The sequence below is a fragment of the Hymenobacter crusticola genome (genome assembly GCF_002154225.1).
GTDB classification, from domain to species: domain Bacteria; phylum Bacteroidota; class Bacteroidia; order Cytophagales; family Hymenobacteraceae; genus Hymenobacter; species Hymenobacter crusticola.
The window spans coordinates 30,104-45,902 of sequence record NZ_MTSE01000010.1 but is presented as its reverse complement, the minus strand read 5'-3'; the positions used below and the strand labels follow the sequence as shown (position 1 = coordinate 45,902).

Sequence of the window (15,799 nt, the reverse complement as noted above, 5' to 3'; positions counted from 1 at the left end):
AATCACCGGCTGCGGCCTAGTTCACGCTCGCAGTGGTGCCGATTTTTCAACGCCTAGTCTTGCACGACCATGGAAAATATGCCTACTCAGGAGCTGGAAGAGCTGCGCTACATCAGCTACGAATCACAGGATGCGATTGGCTACATCACGCTGAATCGTCCTGACAAACGCAACGCCTTGAGCTACGATGTGGTAGCCGAGCTCAAGCAGGCTTTCGAGGTCGCCGAAGACGATGAGCACTGCAAAGTAATTGTGCTGCGGGCCGTGGGCGACGTGTTTTGCGCCGGCACCGACCTAGCTTCCATTCAGGAGCAGGCACTGCAAGGCGTAGGGTACCCCGATCATCTGTCGGATTCGGCTCACCTCATGCAGCTTTTTCATCAGATCTATACCCTCAAGAAGATCGTCATTGGGCAGGTGCAGGGGCACGCGCTGGCGGGCGGCTGCGGCCTAGCCACCATCTGCGATTTTGCGTTCACCGTACCTGATGCGCAGTTTGGCTACACCGAAGTGAAGCTAGGGTTGTTGCCGGCCATCGTGAGCGTATTCTTAGTGCGCAAAATAGGGGAGGCCCGCACGAAACAGTTGTTACTAACGGGTGACGTTATTTCGGCCCAGCTAGCTGCCGACTTTGGTTTGGTTAACTTCTTGGTGCCCAAGGAAGAGCTAGCAGACAACGTCTATCGGTTTGCGCGCCGCTTGTGCGTAGAGAATTCTGGCCAGAGCATGGAAATCACGAAGGAGATGCTCGCACGGCTTCCCGACATGGCGCTGGAAGACAGCTTGCGCTACGCCGCTCAGCTAAATGCGGAGGCTCGCAGCTCCAACGACTGCCGCCGGGGAGTAGAGGCTTTCCTGAACAAAGAAAAAATCGCCTGGGACTAGCTAGGTGCCCAACGGATATTGGAGTGTAGCCGCGCCACGCGCCGCCTCCAGTACTTGCTCTGGCAGCTACTGCGAAGGAGGCGCGTGGCGCGGCTGCTAAAACTTCACTTTCGCCAAAACGCTTTAAACATCCTCAGTCCTGTGCTGGTTAGCACCTTATGACACCCCTAGCAGCAGCTGCCGTTGTCACGGCCACTTTTCTGGGAATGGAGTTTGTTGCGTGGTTCATGCACCGATTTGTGCTGCATGGGCCACTCTGGTTTCTGCACCGCTCGCATCACGTGCGCCACCCGCACCGCTTCGAGCGCAACGACTTCTTCTTTTTGTTTTATGGTTCGCTGTCGATGTTATTCATCATCTACGGCTCCGCTGACAAAGACTGGCGCTTCTGGGTCGGGTCGGGTATTGCGGCGTATGGCACCCTGTACTTCTTTGTGCATGATGTGTTGATCCATGGTCGGCTGCGGTTTTGGCGCAAATCACGCAATACCTATTTGCGGGCACTAAATATGGCCCACAAAATGCATCACAAAACCACGGGGCGCGATGGCTCCGAAGAATTTGGCTTGTTGTGGGTATCACCCCGCTATTTTTCTTTGGCGCGCCGCAAGCCCGCGCCTGATCGAGAGAGTCGCCGACTCAGGGAGTCGGCCAATTAAGACGTAGTAGGAGCAGGCACCGTGGGACATTTCTCAATCAGCGATTTAGAGCAGCTTTCGGGTATCCGGGCGCACACCATCCGCATGTGGGAGCAGCGGTACGGAATTCTGCGACCCGTGCGCACCGCCACCAATATCCGGACCTACTGCGACAATGATTTGCGCCGCCTCCTGAACGTAGCAACGCTGTGTGGCCGCGGCCAGCGCATTTCGCACGTTGCGCGACTTAGTGATGCAGAGCTAGCCCAAGCCGTACTTGCCTGCTGCGATGCCTCCTGCGATTATGAGCGCCAGGTAAATGCTCTGCTAGCTGCTATGCTCGAGATGGACGAGCTTCGCTTGGATAGTTTACTTAGGAATGCCATACAGCAGTTGGGTTTTGAGAAAGCCATCATGCACGTGGCCTATCCCTTTCTGCAACGAGTGGGGGTACTATGGCAAACTGGCACTGTAAATCCCTCTCAAGAGCACCTAGTCACGCACCTGCTACGACAGAAAATTATGGCCGCCACGGATGCGCTAGCGCCTGTGCAGCCTGCTGAGGCCCGTCGCTGGGTGCTATTCTTGCCGGAGGGCGAGCTGCATGAACTAGCGTTGCTCTTCATGAACTACGCGTTACGGGCCCGAGGCCATCATGTATTATACCTAGGACAGAACTTGCCAAGCAGCGAGCTCAAAAACATATGCGCTACCTACAGCCCGTATGCCCTTTGTACGGTGCTGACGGCAGTGCCCGAACGCGACCGAGTGTCAGATTACGTTCGGAACCTGGTCGAGACCTGCCCCGACACGTTACTGGTCTTATACGGCCCGCTTGCCCAACAGCTCTGCTTGGAAAAGCCGAAGAACATCATCCGCCCGGCCTTGATGACGGATTTTTTAGCGTTGGCCGATGACGCTAAGTTAGTTTGCAACGACCGGCTCCAGTACGAGCACATATCGGTACGCTAATAATTATAGCATCTGCTAGGCAAAGGCTACCAATAGTTGGTAGCCTTTTAGCGTTTACCCCCTGAGCATAGCTGCTAGCTTACCGTTTGCTAGCTGTGGTAGCTGCATCGAAAATAAATTTGCTTTCTACTAGCTAAGCAATCCTCCTTTTAAGGTGCAAAACCTAGCTCGACAGTATACAAGTAGCTACACGAATTTTGTCGTGCTATAAGCTTGTTGAACGGCCGAAAAGTGTATTTTAACGATTGGTTGCGTGACATTGCAGAAAAATAACACAAATAATCCAACTGATTATCAGTCACTTCGTACGTTGTCAACGTGCTTTATTCTACCAGTCTTCGTGAAAAATATTTTAGTCTAGTTTAGACCGCTTCTTAACAACCCCGTATATTTGTTTAACCTTTTGCCATAAAAAGCTAGACAGTATGACCTCTTTGGAATTCACAGATCAGGTACAAAAGATTTCTTACTCTCTAAAGCCCGTGGCGATGAACCTGACCCGCGACGCTGACGATGCTAAAGATTTAGTGCAAGAGACGTTGTTGAAGGCGCTGCTTAATAAAGATAAGTTTAAAGCGGGCACCAATTTGAAGGCGTGGTTGTATACCATCATGCGCAACACCTTCATTAACAACTACAACAAGATTACTAAGCGCAATAGTAACATCGACAGTACGGAGTACTTCCAGTACTTTAATACGGATGAGAACTATATTACACACAACGGTGCCACCAGTGACTTCGTAGTAACAGATATCAACGAAGCTATTGCCAACCTAAGTGCTGACTATCGAACGCCGTTTATGATGTACTATATCGGGTATAAGTACCTGGAAATTGCGGAAAAGCTGCAAATTCCGATTGGTACGGTGAAGAATAGAATTCACATTGCCCGCAAGGAACTGAAACAGGCGCTGACGGTATACGCCCCGGGCGTGTAGGGAATAGGGAGAGAGTACAACTGCCGCCTGGGCGTATCGCGGGCCGTAGGTGACATTGGCTTTAAGCCCCGTCGCTTGCGGTCCGTTGTTTTTTCACAGCTCGCATCAACTTGGTATAAGACCAAGCTGATGCGAGCTGCTTTGTTTTCGCAGAGTACCTAAGTGCTTTGCAACAGACCTAGGTGTGCAAAACAAAGTAAGGCTCGGCTTTGTAGCTTGCAACCACCTCATTTATTCTTCGCGCTTGAGCTCCTCACAACCCAAACAAGTTCTTGTTATTGGATCTGGCTTTGCTGGTCTGGCCGCCGCAACCACCCTAGCCCAACGAGGCTACCGCGTTACAGTTCTAGAAAAAAATAGTGGGCCTGGCGGTCGGGCCCGGATGTTCCAGGCTGAGGGTTTTACCTACGATATGGGGCCCAGCTGGTACTGGATGCCCGATGTGTTTGAGCAGTACTTCAGCCGGTTCGGGCACCGCGTAGCCGACTATTACGACTTGGTGCGCCTTGACCCTTCCTACCAGGTTGTGTTTGCTGGTAACGATTGCGTGAATATCCCAGCCCAAATGCCGGCGCTACGTCAGTTGTTTGAACGCATTGAGCCCGGCAGCGCTACTCGGCTCGACGAATTTCTGCGGCAAGCGGCCTACAAATATGAAGTTGGCATCAATAAGTTTGTGCACATGCCGGGGCGGTCATTGCTGGAGTTTGCCGATCCGCGCCTGCTGGTGGATGCTATGCGCCTCGATGTGCTACAGAGTATGAGCAAGCACGTACGTAAGTTTTTCAAGCACGAAAAGCTTATCAAGCTAATGGAGTTCCCAGTGCTGTTTTTGGGCGCTACGCCCCAAAACACGCCGGCCCTGTACTCGCTCATGAACTACGCCGACCTAGCTCTTGGGACATGGTACCCCATGGGCGGCATGCACAAGATTGTAGAGGGGATGGTAAAGCTAGCCCGCGAGCAAGGTGTAGCACTGGAGTACAACCAGGAGGTGCAAGAAATTAAGGTGGAAAATGGCCACGCGACGGGCGTGCTAACGGCGGCTGGCTTCCGCCCCGCCGACATCATAGTGGCGGGTGCTGACTACCACCACGCCGAGCAGCAGCTGCTCCGCCCCGAGTACCGCCATTACGATGAAGCCTACTGGAATTCGCGGACGATGGCACCGTCGTCGCTGCTTTTCTACCTAGGTATCAACAAGCGGCTCGACCGGCTGGAGCATCACAACTTATTTTTCGACGAAGATTTCGAAGGGCATGCCCGCGAGATCTACGAAGCGCCACAGTGGCCGAGCAAACCGTTGTTTTACGCGTCGGCACCTTCCAAAACGGACCCGAGCGTAGCTCCCGACGGTTGCGAAAATCTCTTCCTGCTTATGCCCGTGGCTCCTGGCTTGCCAGACACGGAAGAGACGCGGGAGCGTTATTACCATTTGCTGATGGACCGGCTGGAGAAGCATTGCGGGCAGAGTATCCGCGACGCGGTGGTATTTAAGCGCAGCTACGCTCACCAGGACTTCATTGCCGATTATCACAGCTACAAAGGCAACGCCTACGGGCTAGCTAACACGCTCCGACAAACGGCCATCCTGAAGCCCGCGCTCAAAAGCAATAAGGTGAAGAATCTTTACTTTACGGGCCAGCTTACTGTGCCGGGTCCTGGCGTGCCGCCCTCGCTTATCTCTGGGCAAGTGGTAGCGAAAGAAGTAGAAAAGGAGTACAGTGTACGTTAGTCGCGAACCTAGGGTAGCCGCTTCTTCGTATTAACGAACTCGAGAATTTACTAGGTAATTCACCATTCAGACCTCAACACCCAACACTTCCGTGGACCACGTTGCCCTCTTTAATGACACCAGCCTAGCGTGCAGCAAGCTGATTACTGCCCGCTATAGCACGTCGTTTACCTTGGGCATCCGGACGCTCGATCGGCGCTTTCACCTACCGGTGTACGCGGTTTATGGCTTTGTACGCTGGGCCGACGAAATCGTGGATACCTTTCACGACCATGATAAGGCCGCCTTGTTCGCCGACTTCAAGCGGCAAACTGATGAAGCGCTGGCCATGCGCTTTAGCTTGAGCCCGGTACTGCACGCGTTTCAGCTGATGGTGCACCGCTATGGCATCGATCGGGAATTCATTGATGCTTTTTTGCGAAGCATGGAGATGGACCTGGAAGACAACCACTACAACCAGTCGCTGTACGAGGAATATATTTATGGCTCGGCGGAAGTAGTAGGCCTTATGTGTCTGCGCATCTTCTGCGAGGGCGACCAGGCCATGTTTGAGCGTTTGCGCGAGCCGGCGCGGCGGCTAGGGTCGGCGTTTCAAAAGGTGAACTTCCTGCGCGACATTCGCTCCGATTACGAAGAGCGGGGTCGAGTTTACTTCCCCGGTGTCGCGTACGAACGGTTTGACGACGTCGTTAAGCGTGAAATCGAAGCCGATATCCGGGCCGATTTCGACGCGGCTTATGCGGGCATCATACAGCTGCCGCGCGCCGCCCGCTTGGGCGTTTACCTCGCCTACGTGTATTATTTGAAGCTTTTTCACAAAATACGACAGCTGCCCGCGGCCCGAATTTTGGGAGAACGGGTGCGCGTACCCGACAATACGAAGCTGTTATTGCTCATGGGTTCGTACTTTCGGTATCGCCTACGGGCCATCTGACAACGAAACTGCTACCGCGTGAAGCTGCTATCTGTTCCTATTGCGCTCCTCCTTTGCTCTTTTCGAGCACCTAGCTTGCCCGCCCCTTTTCTCAGTACTCCTGTTTGTCTTTCTAACCCTGTGGTTGCTTCTTCGCCCTATCACCTTGCCGCGCTTCGGCAGCATTACCAACAGGCAGCCGCCGACAAGGTAGCCGGCGAGAAATTCTACCAGCTCATGGCTGGCTACGACCAGCGCGACCCGGTGGTGCTAGGGTACAAAGGCGCCGCCGAAGCCATCAAAGCCCGCGATGCCTCCTTGCTCGACAAGCTTCGTTATGTGCAAGCCGCTACCCAGACCTTCGAGCAAGCTGTAGCGCTGAACCCGAAAAGCGCCGAAATTCGCTTCCTACGCTTCAGCGTGGAAACCAACCTGCCGAGCTTTTTGGGCCTGAGCACCCACATCGATGAAGATCGGCACGTCATGCTCACCAGCGTCCTAAACCATCCTAGCTCTGGCCTAGATGCCGACGGCTTCGCGACCATCCGCACGTACTTGCGGACGCACGGGAAAATAAGCCCTGAGGAAGCTCAGAAACTGGATAACATCAAACATTAAACAAGCTAGGGTGTAGGGTGCAGCCGACGAGGTTATATATCCTCTGTCAGCGGCTTAACTGTTTGGCTTTGCCAGTGTAAAACTGGCCGGTAAAAGCGCGGTGGCAGGGAGACGTTAGCAGTTGATTTGAGCGTTTTTAACGATGCCTAAGCTGGACTTTAGCTAGCTCGTGTATAAACTTATCACTTCTAGCCTAACACCCACAACCTTCTGCTAGGTTTTGCGGTTAGGAAGCTATGCCGCACCAACTGAGCGTCCGTATCGACCCCAATTCCGGCTTCTGCTTCGGCGTCATTTATGCCATTCAGATGGCCGAAGATATTCTGCAAGAACAGGGCTATTTATACTGCCTTGGCGATATCGTACACAATGATGAAGAAGTAGAGCGTCTTGAGAAGCAAGGCCTGCGTATCATCGATTATGACACGTTTGCGCAACTGCGCAACGAAGCCGTACTGATCCGGGCCCATGGGGAGCCACCTAGCACCTATCAAACAGCGCTGGAGAACAATCTGACGCTCATTGATGCGTCGTGCCCGGTGGTGCTAAAGCTGCAAAACCGGATCAAGACCAGCTACGACAAAAAAGAGCAGATCTTTATCTATGGCAAGCATGGCCACGCCGAAGTGCGCGGCTTACTTGGGCAGACGAGCGGCAACGCGGTGGTGTTTGAGAACTTAGATGAGCTATTGCGCCACGAGTTACCTAGCAACGTAACGCTCTACAGCCAAACGACGAAAAGTACCGACTCCTTTTACCGCATCAAGGACGAGCTGGAACAACGTGGCTACTCCGTAGCAGCCAACGATACCATCTGCCGCCAAGTAAGCAACCGCGACAAAGACCTGCGGCGCTTTTCGGCGCAGTTCGATCAGGTGGTGTTTGTGTCTGGCACAAAAAGTAGCAACGGGAAAGTGCTCTACCAAGTGTGCAAAGACACTAATCCAAACACGCACTTTATCTCCAAGGTAGATGAGATTCAGACCGAGTGGTTTCAGCCCGGCCAATCGGTGGGCATCTGCGGAGCCACTAGTACGCCCATGTGGCTTATGGAAAACGTGCGCGATGCCCTGCTACAGCTGTAGCGGCGTATCTTGTTTGTTACTACAGGAATCCTTGCTCTGACTAATGCTAGCCACCCAGCCTACCACAACCGCCCAACGCGTGAAGCCTGAGCCCCTCAAGGGGAAAGGAGTGGGCGTGGCGGTGCTGGTTCTTGGGCTGTGGGCAACATTGCTCTCGTTTCTGCTCGCTTCCTACCAACCCGATTGGGCAACGCCCTGGCCCTATTTGCTAGCTTTGGTGCAAACGCACCTGTACACTGGCCTGTTCATCACTGCCCACGATGCAATGCATGGGGTGGTAAGTAGCAACAAGCGTGTGAATAACACCATCGGAACCATTACAGCGCTGCTGTTTGCCTACAATTGGTTTCCTAGAATGCTGCCTAAGCACCACCAGCACCACCGCCACGTCGCTACCGAAGAGGACCCTGATTTCCACGACGGCAAGCATCCTGGGTTTTTGCCGTGGCTGGTACGATTTGCCTGGAACTACGTGACCTGGTGGCAAGTAGTGCTCATGGCCATTACCTACAACGTGCTGAAGCTATTTTTTCCGATGGCAAATGTTATTGCTTTCTGGATGATACCTGCGGTGCTAGCTACGGTGCAGTTGTTTTTCTTTGGTACCTACCTGCCCCACCGTGGCGAGCACGCGCCCGATAATCCGCATAAATCGCGTACGCAATTGCGGCACCACCTGTGGGCTTTTTTGAGCTGTTACTTTTTTGGGTATCATTACGAGCACCACGATCAGCCCTACCTTCCTTGGTGGCGGCTCTGGCAAACTAAATAGCCTATGCTACTCGTTTCGCTCTTCCAAATGACTCCATGGCCGTTGATGCGCAGTGGGTTGGGGATGAGCGATTTGCTACTGATGCTGGCGGCACTCGTCCTTGCATGGGCATTGCGTCGGCAGCGTCAACAGAACCGTGCACTGCGGCACGAACAAGCTGCGTTGCGCCGGCAGCAGGAAGAACTAGCGAAGCTTAGCGAAACCAAGAGCCTGCTGTTCTGTGCTCTGGCGCACGATGTGCGCAGCCCGTTAAGTTCGCTCTACTCCTTGCTCACCTTGCTCGACCTAGGTACTATTCCGATCGAACGACTAACGGCGCATAAGGAGCAACTTACGCATACCCTAGGCACTACACTGCAACTGCTTGATGGCTTGCTTCAATGGTCGGCGGCACACGTACAAGATATCCGCCCGCGCCCCAGAACGCTAGTGTTGAATGACTTGGTAGCAGAAACGCTTGCTTTAGTAAAGATGGAAGCAGCGCACAAACAAATCAGTCTGCGAGATGAGCTAGCCCAGCCGTGTGCCTGCTTAGCCGACCCCGATATGACCCGGATGGTCTTGCGTAATCTGCTGAGTAACGCAATTAAGTTTACGCCCGAAGCTGGCACAGTCAGAATTACGGCCGAGCTGAAAGGGGCCTTTTGGGAAGTAGCGGTAACGGACACCGGCGTAGGCATCACTGATGCAGATCAGCCTCGTATCTTCAGCGACACCAGCGTGCACAGTACCAGCGGTACTGCTGATGAGCGCGGTGCCGGCCTAGGCTTGCGGCTTTGCAAAGAATTTGTGGAGCGCAACGGTGGGCAGCTCAGCTTTCAGACTACCCCAGCGCTAGGTACCACCTTCTGCTTCACCATTCCGCGGGCGGCTGTGACAGTCGCCGACTATGCCCCCGAGCTAGCACCAGACCACCCTAGGGCTGCCGCCGAATAAGCGCACGGTTGACCAGGCGCTCTGTTACCTGCTCCCGGTACGTTTGGCCCAGCGGTAGCGTATAGCCACCTAGGCGTACTTCTAGGCTATTGATGGCCTCGATGTGCTGGGTATTGATAAGGTAAGAGCGATGCGTGCGCACGAATAAGGCGGCGGGTAGCTGTTCTTCTAAGTTCTTAAGATTGACCAGCGTTAGATGCGTTCGGCCGTCGGTGGTGTGGAGCTTGGTGAAGTCTTTCAGGGCTTCGATAAACAGGATCTGATGGTAGCAAAGGCGGATGTATTGCGCATCAGCCCGGATGAAGAAGGCATCGTCGGCGGTTATTTCCTGCCCCCGAGCTAGGTCGCTAACCTTAGTGACGGCCCGCAGAAAGCGCTCCATCGTGATGGGTTTGAGCAGATAATCAACCACATCCAAATCGAAAGCCTCGAGGGCGTATTGCGGATAAGCCGTCAGGAGGACCACTAGGGGCGGTTGGCGCAGAGTGCGTACTAGCTCCAGACCGCTTAGCTGCGGCATTGCTACATCAAGGAAAAGAACCTGCACGCGCTCCTGCGTCAGAAAAGCGTGCGCGGCCAGCGGATCACTGAAGGTCGCTTTCAGATCGAGCACATTTGTTAGAGCAATGTAGCTGCTGAGCAAATCCAAGGTTAGCGGATCGTCATCGAGCAGCGCGCAGGTAATTTTCATAAAGGACGTACGTAGCCAGTAAGCGCTATGATAAGCAATCGTACCCACACGCGCTACATTTTGCCCAATAATACTGCCTACACAAGCTTTATGCAGATAGTAATATGTTTTTGATGCATGTTGTTCGCGTTAAGCAACTTAGGGGGCAAAGATTCGTTAATGGAGTAACCTGTTCTGCATGCAGCGCCACTGACCAACTTCGGACGAAGCCCGGAGGCTTCTGATCGGGTGCTGACCTACCTATTTGCCAGCATATGAAACCGTTGCTTATGGTGCCCGTAGTGCCGCCACCCATCATCCTTGCCACTGTTCTGACTGTTGATCATAACCAAGGCTTGCGCCGCTCGTTGCGCACCAACTTTGGCCTGAGTACCCAGGCCATAAACGCGCGGCTCGATCCAGACATGGATTTGCTTTATCTATCGGAAACCACTCTGCCCGGCTCGTTGCCTTGCTTGGCTGTGCTGGAGCAGCCGGGCATTACGATCGTCACCCTGCGCACCGGGTACCTCGAGTGCGTGCTGCCGCATAACAAGGAGGGGCGGCGGCCCACATCTTCCCTTGCCAACCTAGCTACCGGCAACTGCTTTTTGTCGGCCAACAACCGGAAAGTTGCTATTGCTGCTTTCTCCAACCAGGAGTTGGAGCCCGAGCGCATTCTTCTAGAAGTATCTCATCGGCCCAATCTGCTGGATTATCTGCGTACCGAAAGCTTCACGCTGGAAATATCTGGCGCCCACCGCCGGCGCCTCACCCGGCCCCTATCTGTGCAGGTGATGCTAGAGTTCACAGTCGAGTAAGGACCAAGCTACTGATCGGGCTAGGAGTATAATCACGAAGGCCCCACCCCTAGCTAGGGGTGGGGCCTTCGTGGTTGCTAGGTGCTGTTCGCCTAGTGTTTATCCGAATGAGTGCTGTTGTTTTTCTTGCAGCAATCGGGGAGGCGGTCGTAGGCGCGCGCGTCGGCGGTTTGGCCATCGGCGTCGTAGCCAGTGCGTTGCACAGCGGTGCGCAGGGCTTCGGGTGTGGTTTTATCGGGGCGGTAGGTTACCGTGAGCAGCTTGCTTTGCACGTCGAGGTTAGCAGCCTGCACACCTTTTTCGTAGGCCATCGATTTCTCTAGGCGGGCTTTGCACATGTCGCACACCGCCGACGTTTTGAACTGTACTTGCTCGGCGCCACCTTTGGCTTTTGTCTTGGCGACTTCTTGAGCCTGAGCTGCCGACACGGTGAAGAACATGGTTGCGGCCAGCAGGAAAGATGAAATCGTTTTCATGGGAAGAGAGTTAAAAAACTAGGTAGACCTAGGTTGATCAGGTGCCTAGCGAAGGTTAAACAACAGATGCGGTAAAAAGAGTCGGCAATGACTACTCGATTTTGAAGCGCAAGCCCGCGTACGTGAGGCGGCCGTAAGTTGGCCCCCACACCATCGCGGCGTCAAAGTTGGGGCCGAAAGGTTGGGCTGCGCCTGCAATAGGATTGGGCTGGCGGTAGTTAGTTAGGTTCTCAACGCCGGCATACAGCTCAAATCGTTTGAATGCTCGCGTAAGCTGCGCATTGAGTAAGGCAAAGCGCGGCGCCAGAGGTAAGTCGCTCTCGGCAAGGCCACCATGGTGTGCGCCCGGATGCGGGGCTAAGGGGCGCTGCCCGTACCACTGCACCGTGAAGTCGCCGCGCCACTTATCGAAGGCGGAAGCGTACCCTAGGTTTACGAACGCACGATGCGGCACGGTGAGCGGCCGGGGCAGCAGCACGCCACTGTAGTCGGTGCGCACGTCGAGGTACTTGTAAGCGGCTTTGGCTTGCAAGCCCTTAACGGGCTCTACTTGTACTTCGGCCTGGAAACTGCGCGAGAACGAGCGGCCCCCCGGAGCTAGGTTGGTCAGGATAAGCTGGCTGGGGTCGGTGTAGGAGTCGGCCACGACTTGGTTTTGGAACCAAGTATAGTAGTAGTCCGTCACGAAGGTAGCCTGCCGCCCGGCCAAGGTGAAGTACTGTGTGAAGCTACCGCCCACGTTCCAAGCCCGCTCCGGCCGCAAATTTTGGTCGATAACAAACGTACGCGAGCTAACCAGCATACCGGCATTCTCAGCAATGGGGTTAGCCACCCGGAAGCCCCGACCTGCTGCTCCGCGCAAGATGGTGCTAGGCGTCACGTCGTACTTCGCATTGAGGCGCGGCGTGAGCACCCAGCCGTACAGGTTGTGCCGATCCACGCGCAGGCCACCCACCAGCGTGAGGTTGCGCGCGTTTTGATACGTGTACTCGGCAAAAGCACCCGGCACCCGCTCGAAGCGGTTGCGGTGCTCACGCGCATACTGCTGTGCCGGCGTTTCGTTCACATACGTAAAGCCCTGGCGTAATACCTCGCGGTAGTCATCGTGCAGATAGCTCACGCCTAAGCGGTACGTGTGGGCTGTCGTGCCAATGATGCTCTGAAACATCAGGGTGCCCAGGCCAGTGCGCTGGGTGCCGTCGTAAGTACGCAGGCCATACCGCGAGTCGAAAGCGTGGCTCGTGCCCGTGAGCATCAGGCCGATGCTCTGGTAGGGGCGGCCCGGCCAGGTGTAGCTGGTTTTGCTGTAGCCGGTATAGCGGTCGGTGGTGAGCGTGGTGCCGTAGTACGTACCAGGGTTGTTTTCCCGAAAGCCCATCTGGCCACCCTGACGGGTTTCGCGCAAGGCACCTAGGCCTAGCTCGCTCACAATGCCCTTGCCCGACTTGTACTTCCACTTGTTGAACAAGTTGTACTGCGTGGCCAGGGGCAGATCCAGGAAGCCATCCTTGTTGCGGTCGACGCGGTTGCCGAGGTGGTCGGTGTGCAACAGCAGGGCCGTGCTCAGCTTCTCCGACGGCTGGGCCGACACGTTCAGGTTCAAGTCGAACTTGCCGAGGTCGTTGGCATAGGCGTTGAACAGCAGCCGTTCAGACTTCTCGGGCTCCTTCAGGCGCACGTTTACCTGCCCCGAGATGCTTTCGTAGCCGCTTACCACCGAGCCCATGCCCTTGATGATGTCGATGCCATCAATCCAAGTGCCTGACAAGTAGCCTAAGCGGTAGGGTGTCGACAGGCCGCGCAAGGCCGGCAAGTTATCGACCGTCATCAGCGAATAGGCCCCATCCAAACCGAGCAGTTGGATCTGCTTGGCACCCGATACGGCATCGGTGGTTGAAACCTCCACGGAGGCGTTGGTTTCAAAGCTCTCGGCTAGGTTGCAGCACGCCGATTTGGTCAGGTCGCGGCTGGTAATGACTTGTGTGTTAGTGGGCGTGAGGGCCGAGTAGCTTTGGGTGCGACCTTCTACTTTCACTTCGCCTAGCTCGGTGTTGCGCCGCAAGGCCACCCGTACGTAGGCATTGTCGCTGAGCGTGATGGTATCCGGCAGGTAGCTCAGTGAGTTGATAATGAGTTGGTTGGTGGCACGCGCCGGCCGTACGAGGCTGAAGGTGCCAGCGGCGTCGGTGGTCGTGACGCCATCGGCCGAGCCGAGCCAGCGCACCACAGCGCCGGGTAGGGGGGCCGACGAAGCGGCATCGGTCACCTGCCCGCGCACGGGGGCTAGGGCATCCGATTGGGCAAGGGCTAGGTGGGTGCTGCCCAGCCACAAGCTAAGCATTGGCACCACCAAGCGCCCAGAAAAAGAAGTCATGGTAGCAGGGAGTTAGCAACGTTTTCGACGAAAAGCAGAGCAGCCTCGTGCGCACACGAAACCGCTGCCGCTCCGTGGGGAGCGGTTCGGAAAACAATTGCTAAACGACCAGGGTGCAGACGAACGTCAGCAATGTCCGGCCAGCCCGTAACGGCGGCGAGCTATCGGACGCGTGCCAGGCGGCAGCTTGCACCAGTTGCGGTGCTGTTGGCACTCCCGGCCAAACGGCCGTCGGGAGCCAAGCTGCTACAAACTCCGGCACCAAGCTTTTCAGCAGGCCCGCTGCCGCCGAGGAGGCGTCGAGCTTGTGAAAGTGCGCTTTGAAGTCGCAGCAAGCGCCTTTGAGGTGGGCACTAACCGAGTGGCGCTCCGGCGCCGGCTTGGCACTAGGGCAGCCGTGGTGCGGCGTCGAGAAAATGACGGCCGTCGTGGTGTGTCCGCTCTGGTTGCAGGTATGGCGCAGCACCGTGAGCCCCACCGAAGCGGTGAGGACCAGCAGGGCCAAAAAGCCACTGAACAGCCGATGAGCAAGCGGACGTTTCACACCCCAAAGATACGCACTTACGGGCAATACCTTGTGTAGAATAACGCGTTGGTGGGTGCGGAATCTGGGCTAGGCTTACCTACTTGGTCTTGAAGGTCAGGCGGTAAGGTTTTAGTGGATAACCGTCGAGCGAACGAAAACCGCCGTCCTCCATGAATCCCATCAGGATCAAATCGTACGTCTGGCCGGGCTTCAGATTGACCTTGTAGGCGAATGACTTCTTGTCCGCTGAAAAGGGAGTACTACCCACAACGGGCGTTTTTCCGCCCGCATCAGGGCCTAGGTCCAAGCTGCGGCTTGGCCCCATCGGGCGCGAAAACTCCACCCGAATTTCCTTCACATTTGCGTCCAGATATCCGTCGCTGGGAATGGCCGGCGTGATGCTGCTGACCACGGGGCGGTTGCTCTCGTAGGCTTGCAGAAGCTGCGCTTTGTTGATGGGCTCGACGTAGTAGTGGGTCTTGGTTAGGAACGCTTCCGTGGCGTCGCTGTTGGCGAAGTCTAGCTCGATGAGCTCCTTGATGGCCTGCTGTTTATTTTTGGCCTGCTGGTAATAAGTCTTGCAAATGGCGTAACCCATGTAGTACCCTAGGTCGGGCACGTGGTTCGGGTCGTCGGACTCTTGGTTGTAGAACCAATTGCCGTAGTAAGGCGAAAATAGCTGCGCTTTAAATTTCTCCTTTAGCTCCTGCTCGTGCTTGGGGCCATACGTCATGTAAGGCAGCGGCATGGTTTTGCCCGTCACACATTCCGTTACAAAATCGCAGACGCCCTCATTCAGCGCTTGCCCCAGCAGGGTGCTCCCGGAGGCTTTCTCCTGGGTGTGCACGTATTCGTGGATGTTGAGCGGGACAATGTTCTGGGAGGGCTCGGATTTGTAGTGCCTGGTAAGAAAAGCACTCTTGTTTTTCGAAAATTCAGAAACGTCCGTCGTGGCCGTCCCAATAGCTAGCTCAGTGCCAATGAGTACCAAGCTATCCTTGACGGTGCCACCGGAGCGGAGCGCTCCGATAGTGAAGTAGATGCTGGCGGGGCGCAAAGCAGGATACAACTTTTTCAGCTTCTTCAGAGCCGGCTCGATCTGGCGCACGGCGGCTTTTGCGCGCCAAGTATTCGGGCGAATAGAATCCCAAAACCTAGGGTGCTGCCGGATGGAGCTTACCCACTCTTGCGGGGTATACGCCCGAACTTCCATGAAGGCCCGCAAGCCAGGAGTACCTTTGTCGATGTATAGTTTCTTGATGTACTGGATCTGCTTGAGGCTGTCAGTCGTGCTACGGATGCTGTCGTAAGCCACCCAGAAGTTGTTGACATCGGTGAAGAAAACCTGCTGTTTCCGTTGCGCAACGACGGCTAAGCAGCTAGATAAGCTGAAGAGTAACAGGCTAATGATCTGCTTCATGTAGTTAATCTTAGTAC

General features: G+C 55.2%; 16 protein-coding genes. 11 read left to right on the top strand and 5 right to left on the bottom strand.

All coding sequences use genetic code 11. The features are described from left to right. Window positions 1-69 precede the first annotated feature (69 nt). The 10 genes from BXP70_RS17885 (at window position 70) to BXP70_RS17840 (ending at window position 9,495) form a co-directional block, all read left to right on the top strand. On the top strand, window positions 70-885 hold the full coding sequence (locus tag BXP70_RS17885; protein WP_086595485.1) for an enoyl-CoA hydratase/isomerase family protein: 816 nt from the start codon (window positions 70-72) through the stop codon (window positions 883-885). Between the two features lie 158 nt (window positions 886-1,043). Further along, complete coding sequence (locus BXP70_RS17880; RefSeq protein WP_086595484.1) at window positions 1,044-1,544, top strand: sterol desaturase family protein; 501 nt, start codon at window positions 1,044-1,046, stop codon at window positions 1,542-1,544. Window positions 1,545-1,565: 21 nt separating this feature from the next. After that, window positions 1,566-2,495 carry a MerR family transcriptional regulator gene (locus BXP70_RS17875; protein WP_086595483.1) on the top strand — a complete coding sequence of 310 codons (930 nt, stop codon included), beginning with the start codon at window positions 1,566-1,568 and terminating at the stop codon, window positions 2,493-2,495. A 425-nt stretch (window positions 2,496-2,920) separates the two neighbouring features. Then, the gene (locus BXP70_RS17870) at window positions 2,921-3,436 is read left to right on the top strand and encodes an RNA polymerase sigma factor (protein ID WP_086595482.1); all 516 of its coding nucleotides are present in this window, start codon (window positions 2,921-2,923) and stop codon (window positions 3,434-3,436) included. Between the two features lie 244 nt (window positions 3,437-3,680). Continuing rightward, on the top strand, window positions 3,681-5,171 hold the full coding sequence (locus BXP70_RS17865) for a phytoene desaturase family protein (RefSeq protein WP_086595596.1): 1,491 nt from the start codon (window positions 3,681-3,683) through the stop codon (window positions 5,169-5,171). A 91-nt stretch (window positions 5,172-5,262) separates the two neighbouring features. Next, entirely contained in the window at window positions 5,263-6,105 is an 843-nt protein-coding gene (locus tag BXP70_RS17860) for a phytoene/squalene synthase family protein (protein ID WP_086595481.1), read from the top strand. Between the two features lie 120 nt (window positions 6,106-6,225). Further along, window positions 6,226-6,702 (top strand): hypothetical protein, encoded by a 477-nt coding sequence (locus BXP70_RS17855; protein ID WP_086595480.1) that lies wholly within the window; start codon window positions 6,226-6,228, stop codon window positions 6,700-6,702. Window positions 6,703-6,938: 236 nt separating this feature from the next. Then, window positions 6,939-7,787 carry a 4-hydroxy-3-methylbut-2-enyl diphosphate reductase gene (locus tag BXP70_RS17850; protein ID WP_086595479.1) on the top strand — a complete coding sequence of 283 codons (849 nt, stop codon included), beginning with the start codon at window positions 6,939-6,941 and terminating at the stop codon, window positions 7,785-7,787. 43 nt (window positions 7,788-7,830) lie between these two features. Further along, entirely contained in the window at window positions 7,831-8,559 is a 729-nt protein-coding gene (locus BXP70_RS17845; protein ID WP_086595478.1) for a fatty acid desaturase, read from the top strand. A 27-nt stretch (window positions 8,560-8,586) separates the two neighbouring features. Next, complete coding sequence (locus BXP70_RS17840) at window positions 8,587-9,495, top strand: sensor histidine kinase (RefSeq protein WP_179197736.1); 909 nt, start codon at window positions 8,587-8,589, stop codon at window positions 9,493-9,495. Here the strand turns inward: BXP70_RS17840 and BXP70_RS17835 are convergent. Further along, window positions 9,476-10,186, bottom strand: a complete 711-nt coding sequence (locus tag BXP70_RS17835) for a LytR/AlgR family response regulator transcription factor (RefSeq protein ID WP_086595476.1) — start codon at window positions 10,184-10,186, stop codon at window positions 9,476-9,478. The genes BXP70_RS17840 and BXP70_RS17835 overlap by 20 nt on opposite strands. Window positions 10,187-10,440: 254 nt before the next feature. Between BXP70_RS17835 and BXP70_RS17830 the strand changes: the two genes are divergently transcribed. After that, window positions 10,441-10,986, top strand: coding sequence for a hypothetical protein (locus BXP70_RS17830; protein WP_086595475.1), 546 nt, complete (start codon window positions 10,441-10,443; stop codon window positions 10,984-10,986). 92 nt (window positions 10,987-11,078) lie between these two features. On the opposite strand, the gene BXP70_RS17825 is transcribed toward BXP70_RS17830, so the two are convergent. The 4 genes from BXP70_RS17825 to BXP70_RS17810 form a co-directional block, all read right to left on the bottom strand. Then, complete coding sequence (locus BXP70_RS17825) at window positions 11,079-11,462, bottom strand: heavy-metal-associated domain-containing protein (RefSeq protein WP_086595474.1); 384 nt, start codon at window positions 11,460-11,462, stop codon at window positions 11,079-11,081. A gap of 91 nt (window positions 11,463-11,553) precedes the next feature. After that, window positions 11,554-13,836: a TonB-dependent receptor gene (locus BXP70_RS17820; protein WP_086595473.1), complete on the bottom strand. Its 2,283-nt coding sequence runs from the start codon at window positions 13,834-13,836 to the stop codon at window positions 11,554-11,556. Window positions 13,837-13,936: 100 nt separating this feature from the next. Beyond that, a complete protein-coding gene (locus BXP70_RS17815; protein WP_143436555.1) occupies window positions 13,937-14,380 on the bottom strand; it encodes a hypothetical protein in 444 nt (147 codons plus the stop codon). A 79-nt stretch (window positions 14,381-14,459) separates the two neighbouring features. Continuing rightward, window positions 14,460-15,782 (bottom strand): hypothetical protein, encoded by a 1,323-nt coding sequence (locus BXP70_RS17810; protein WP_086595471.1) that lies wholly within the window; start codon window positions 15,780-15,782, stop codon window positions 14,460-14,462. Window positions 15,783-15,799 lie beyond the last annotated feature (17 nt).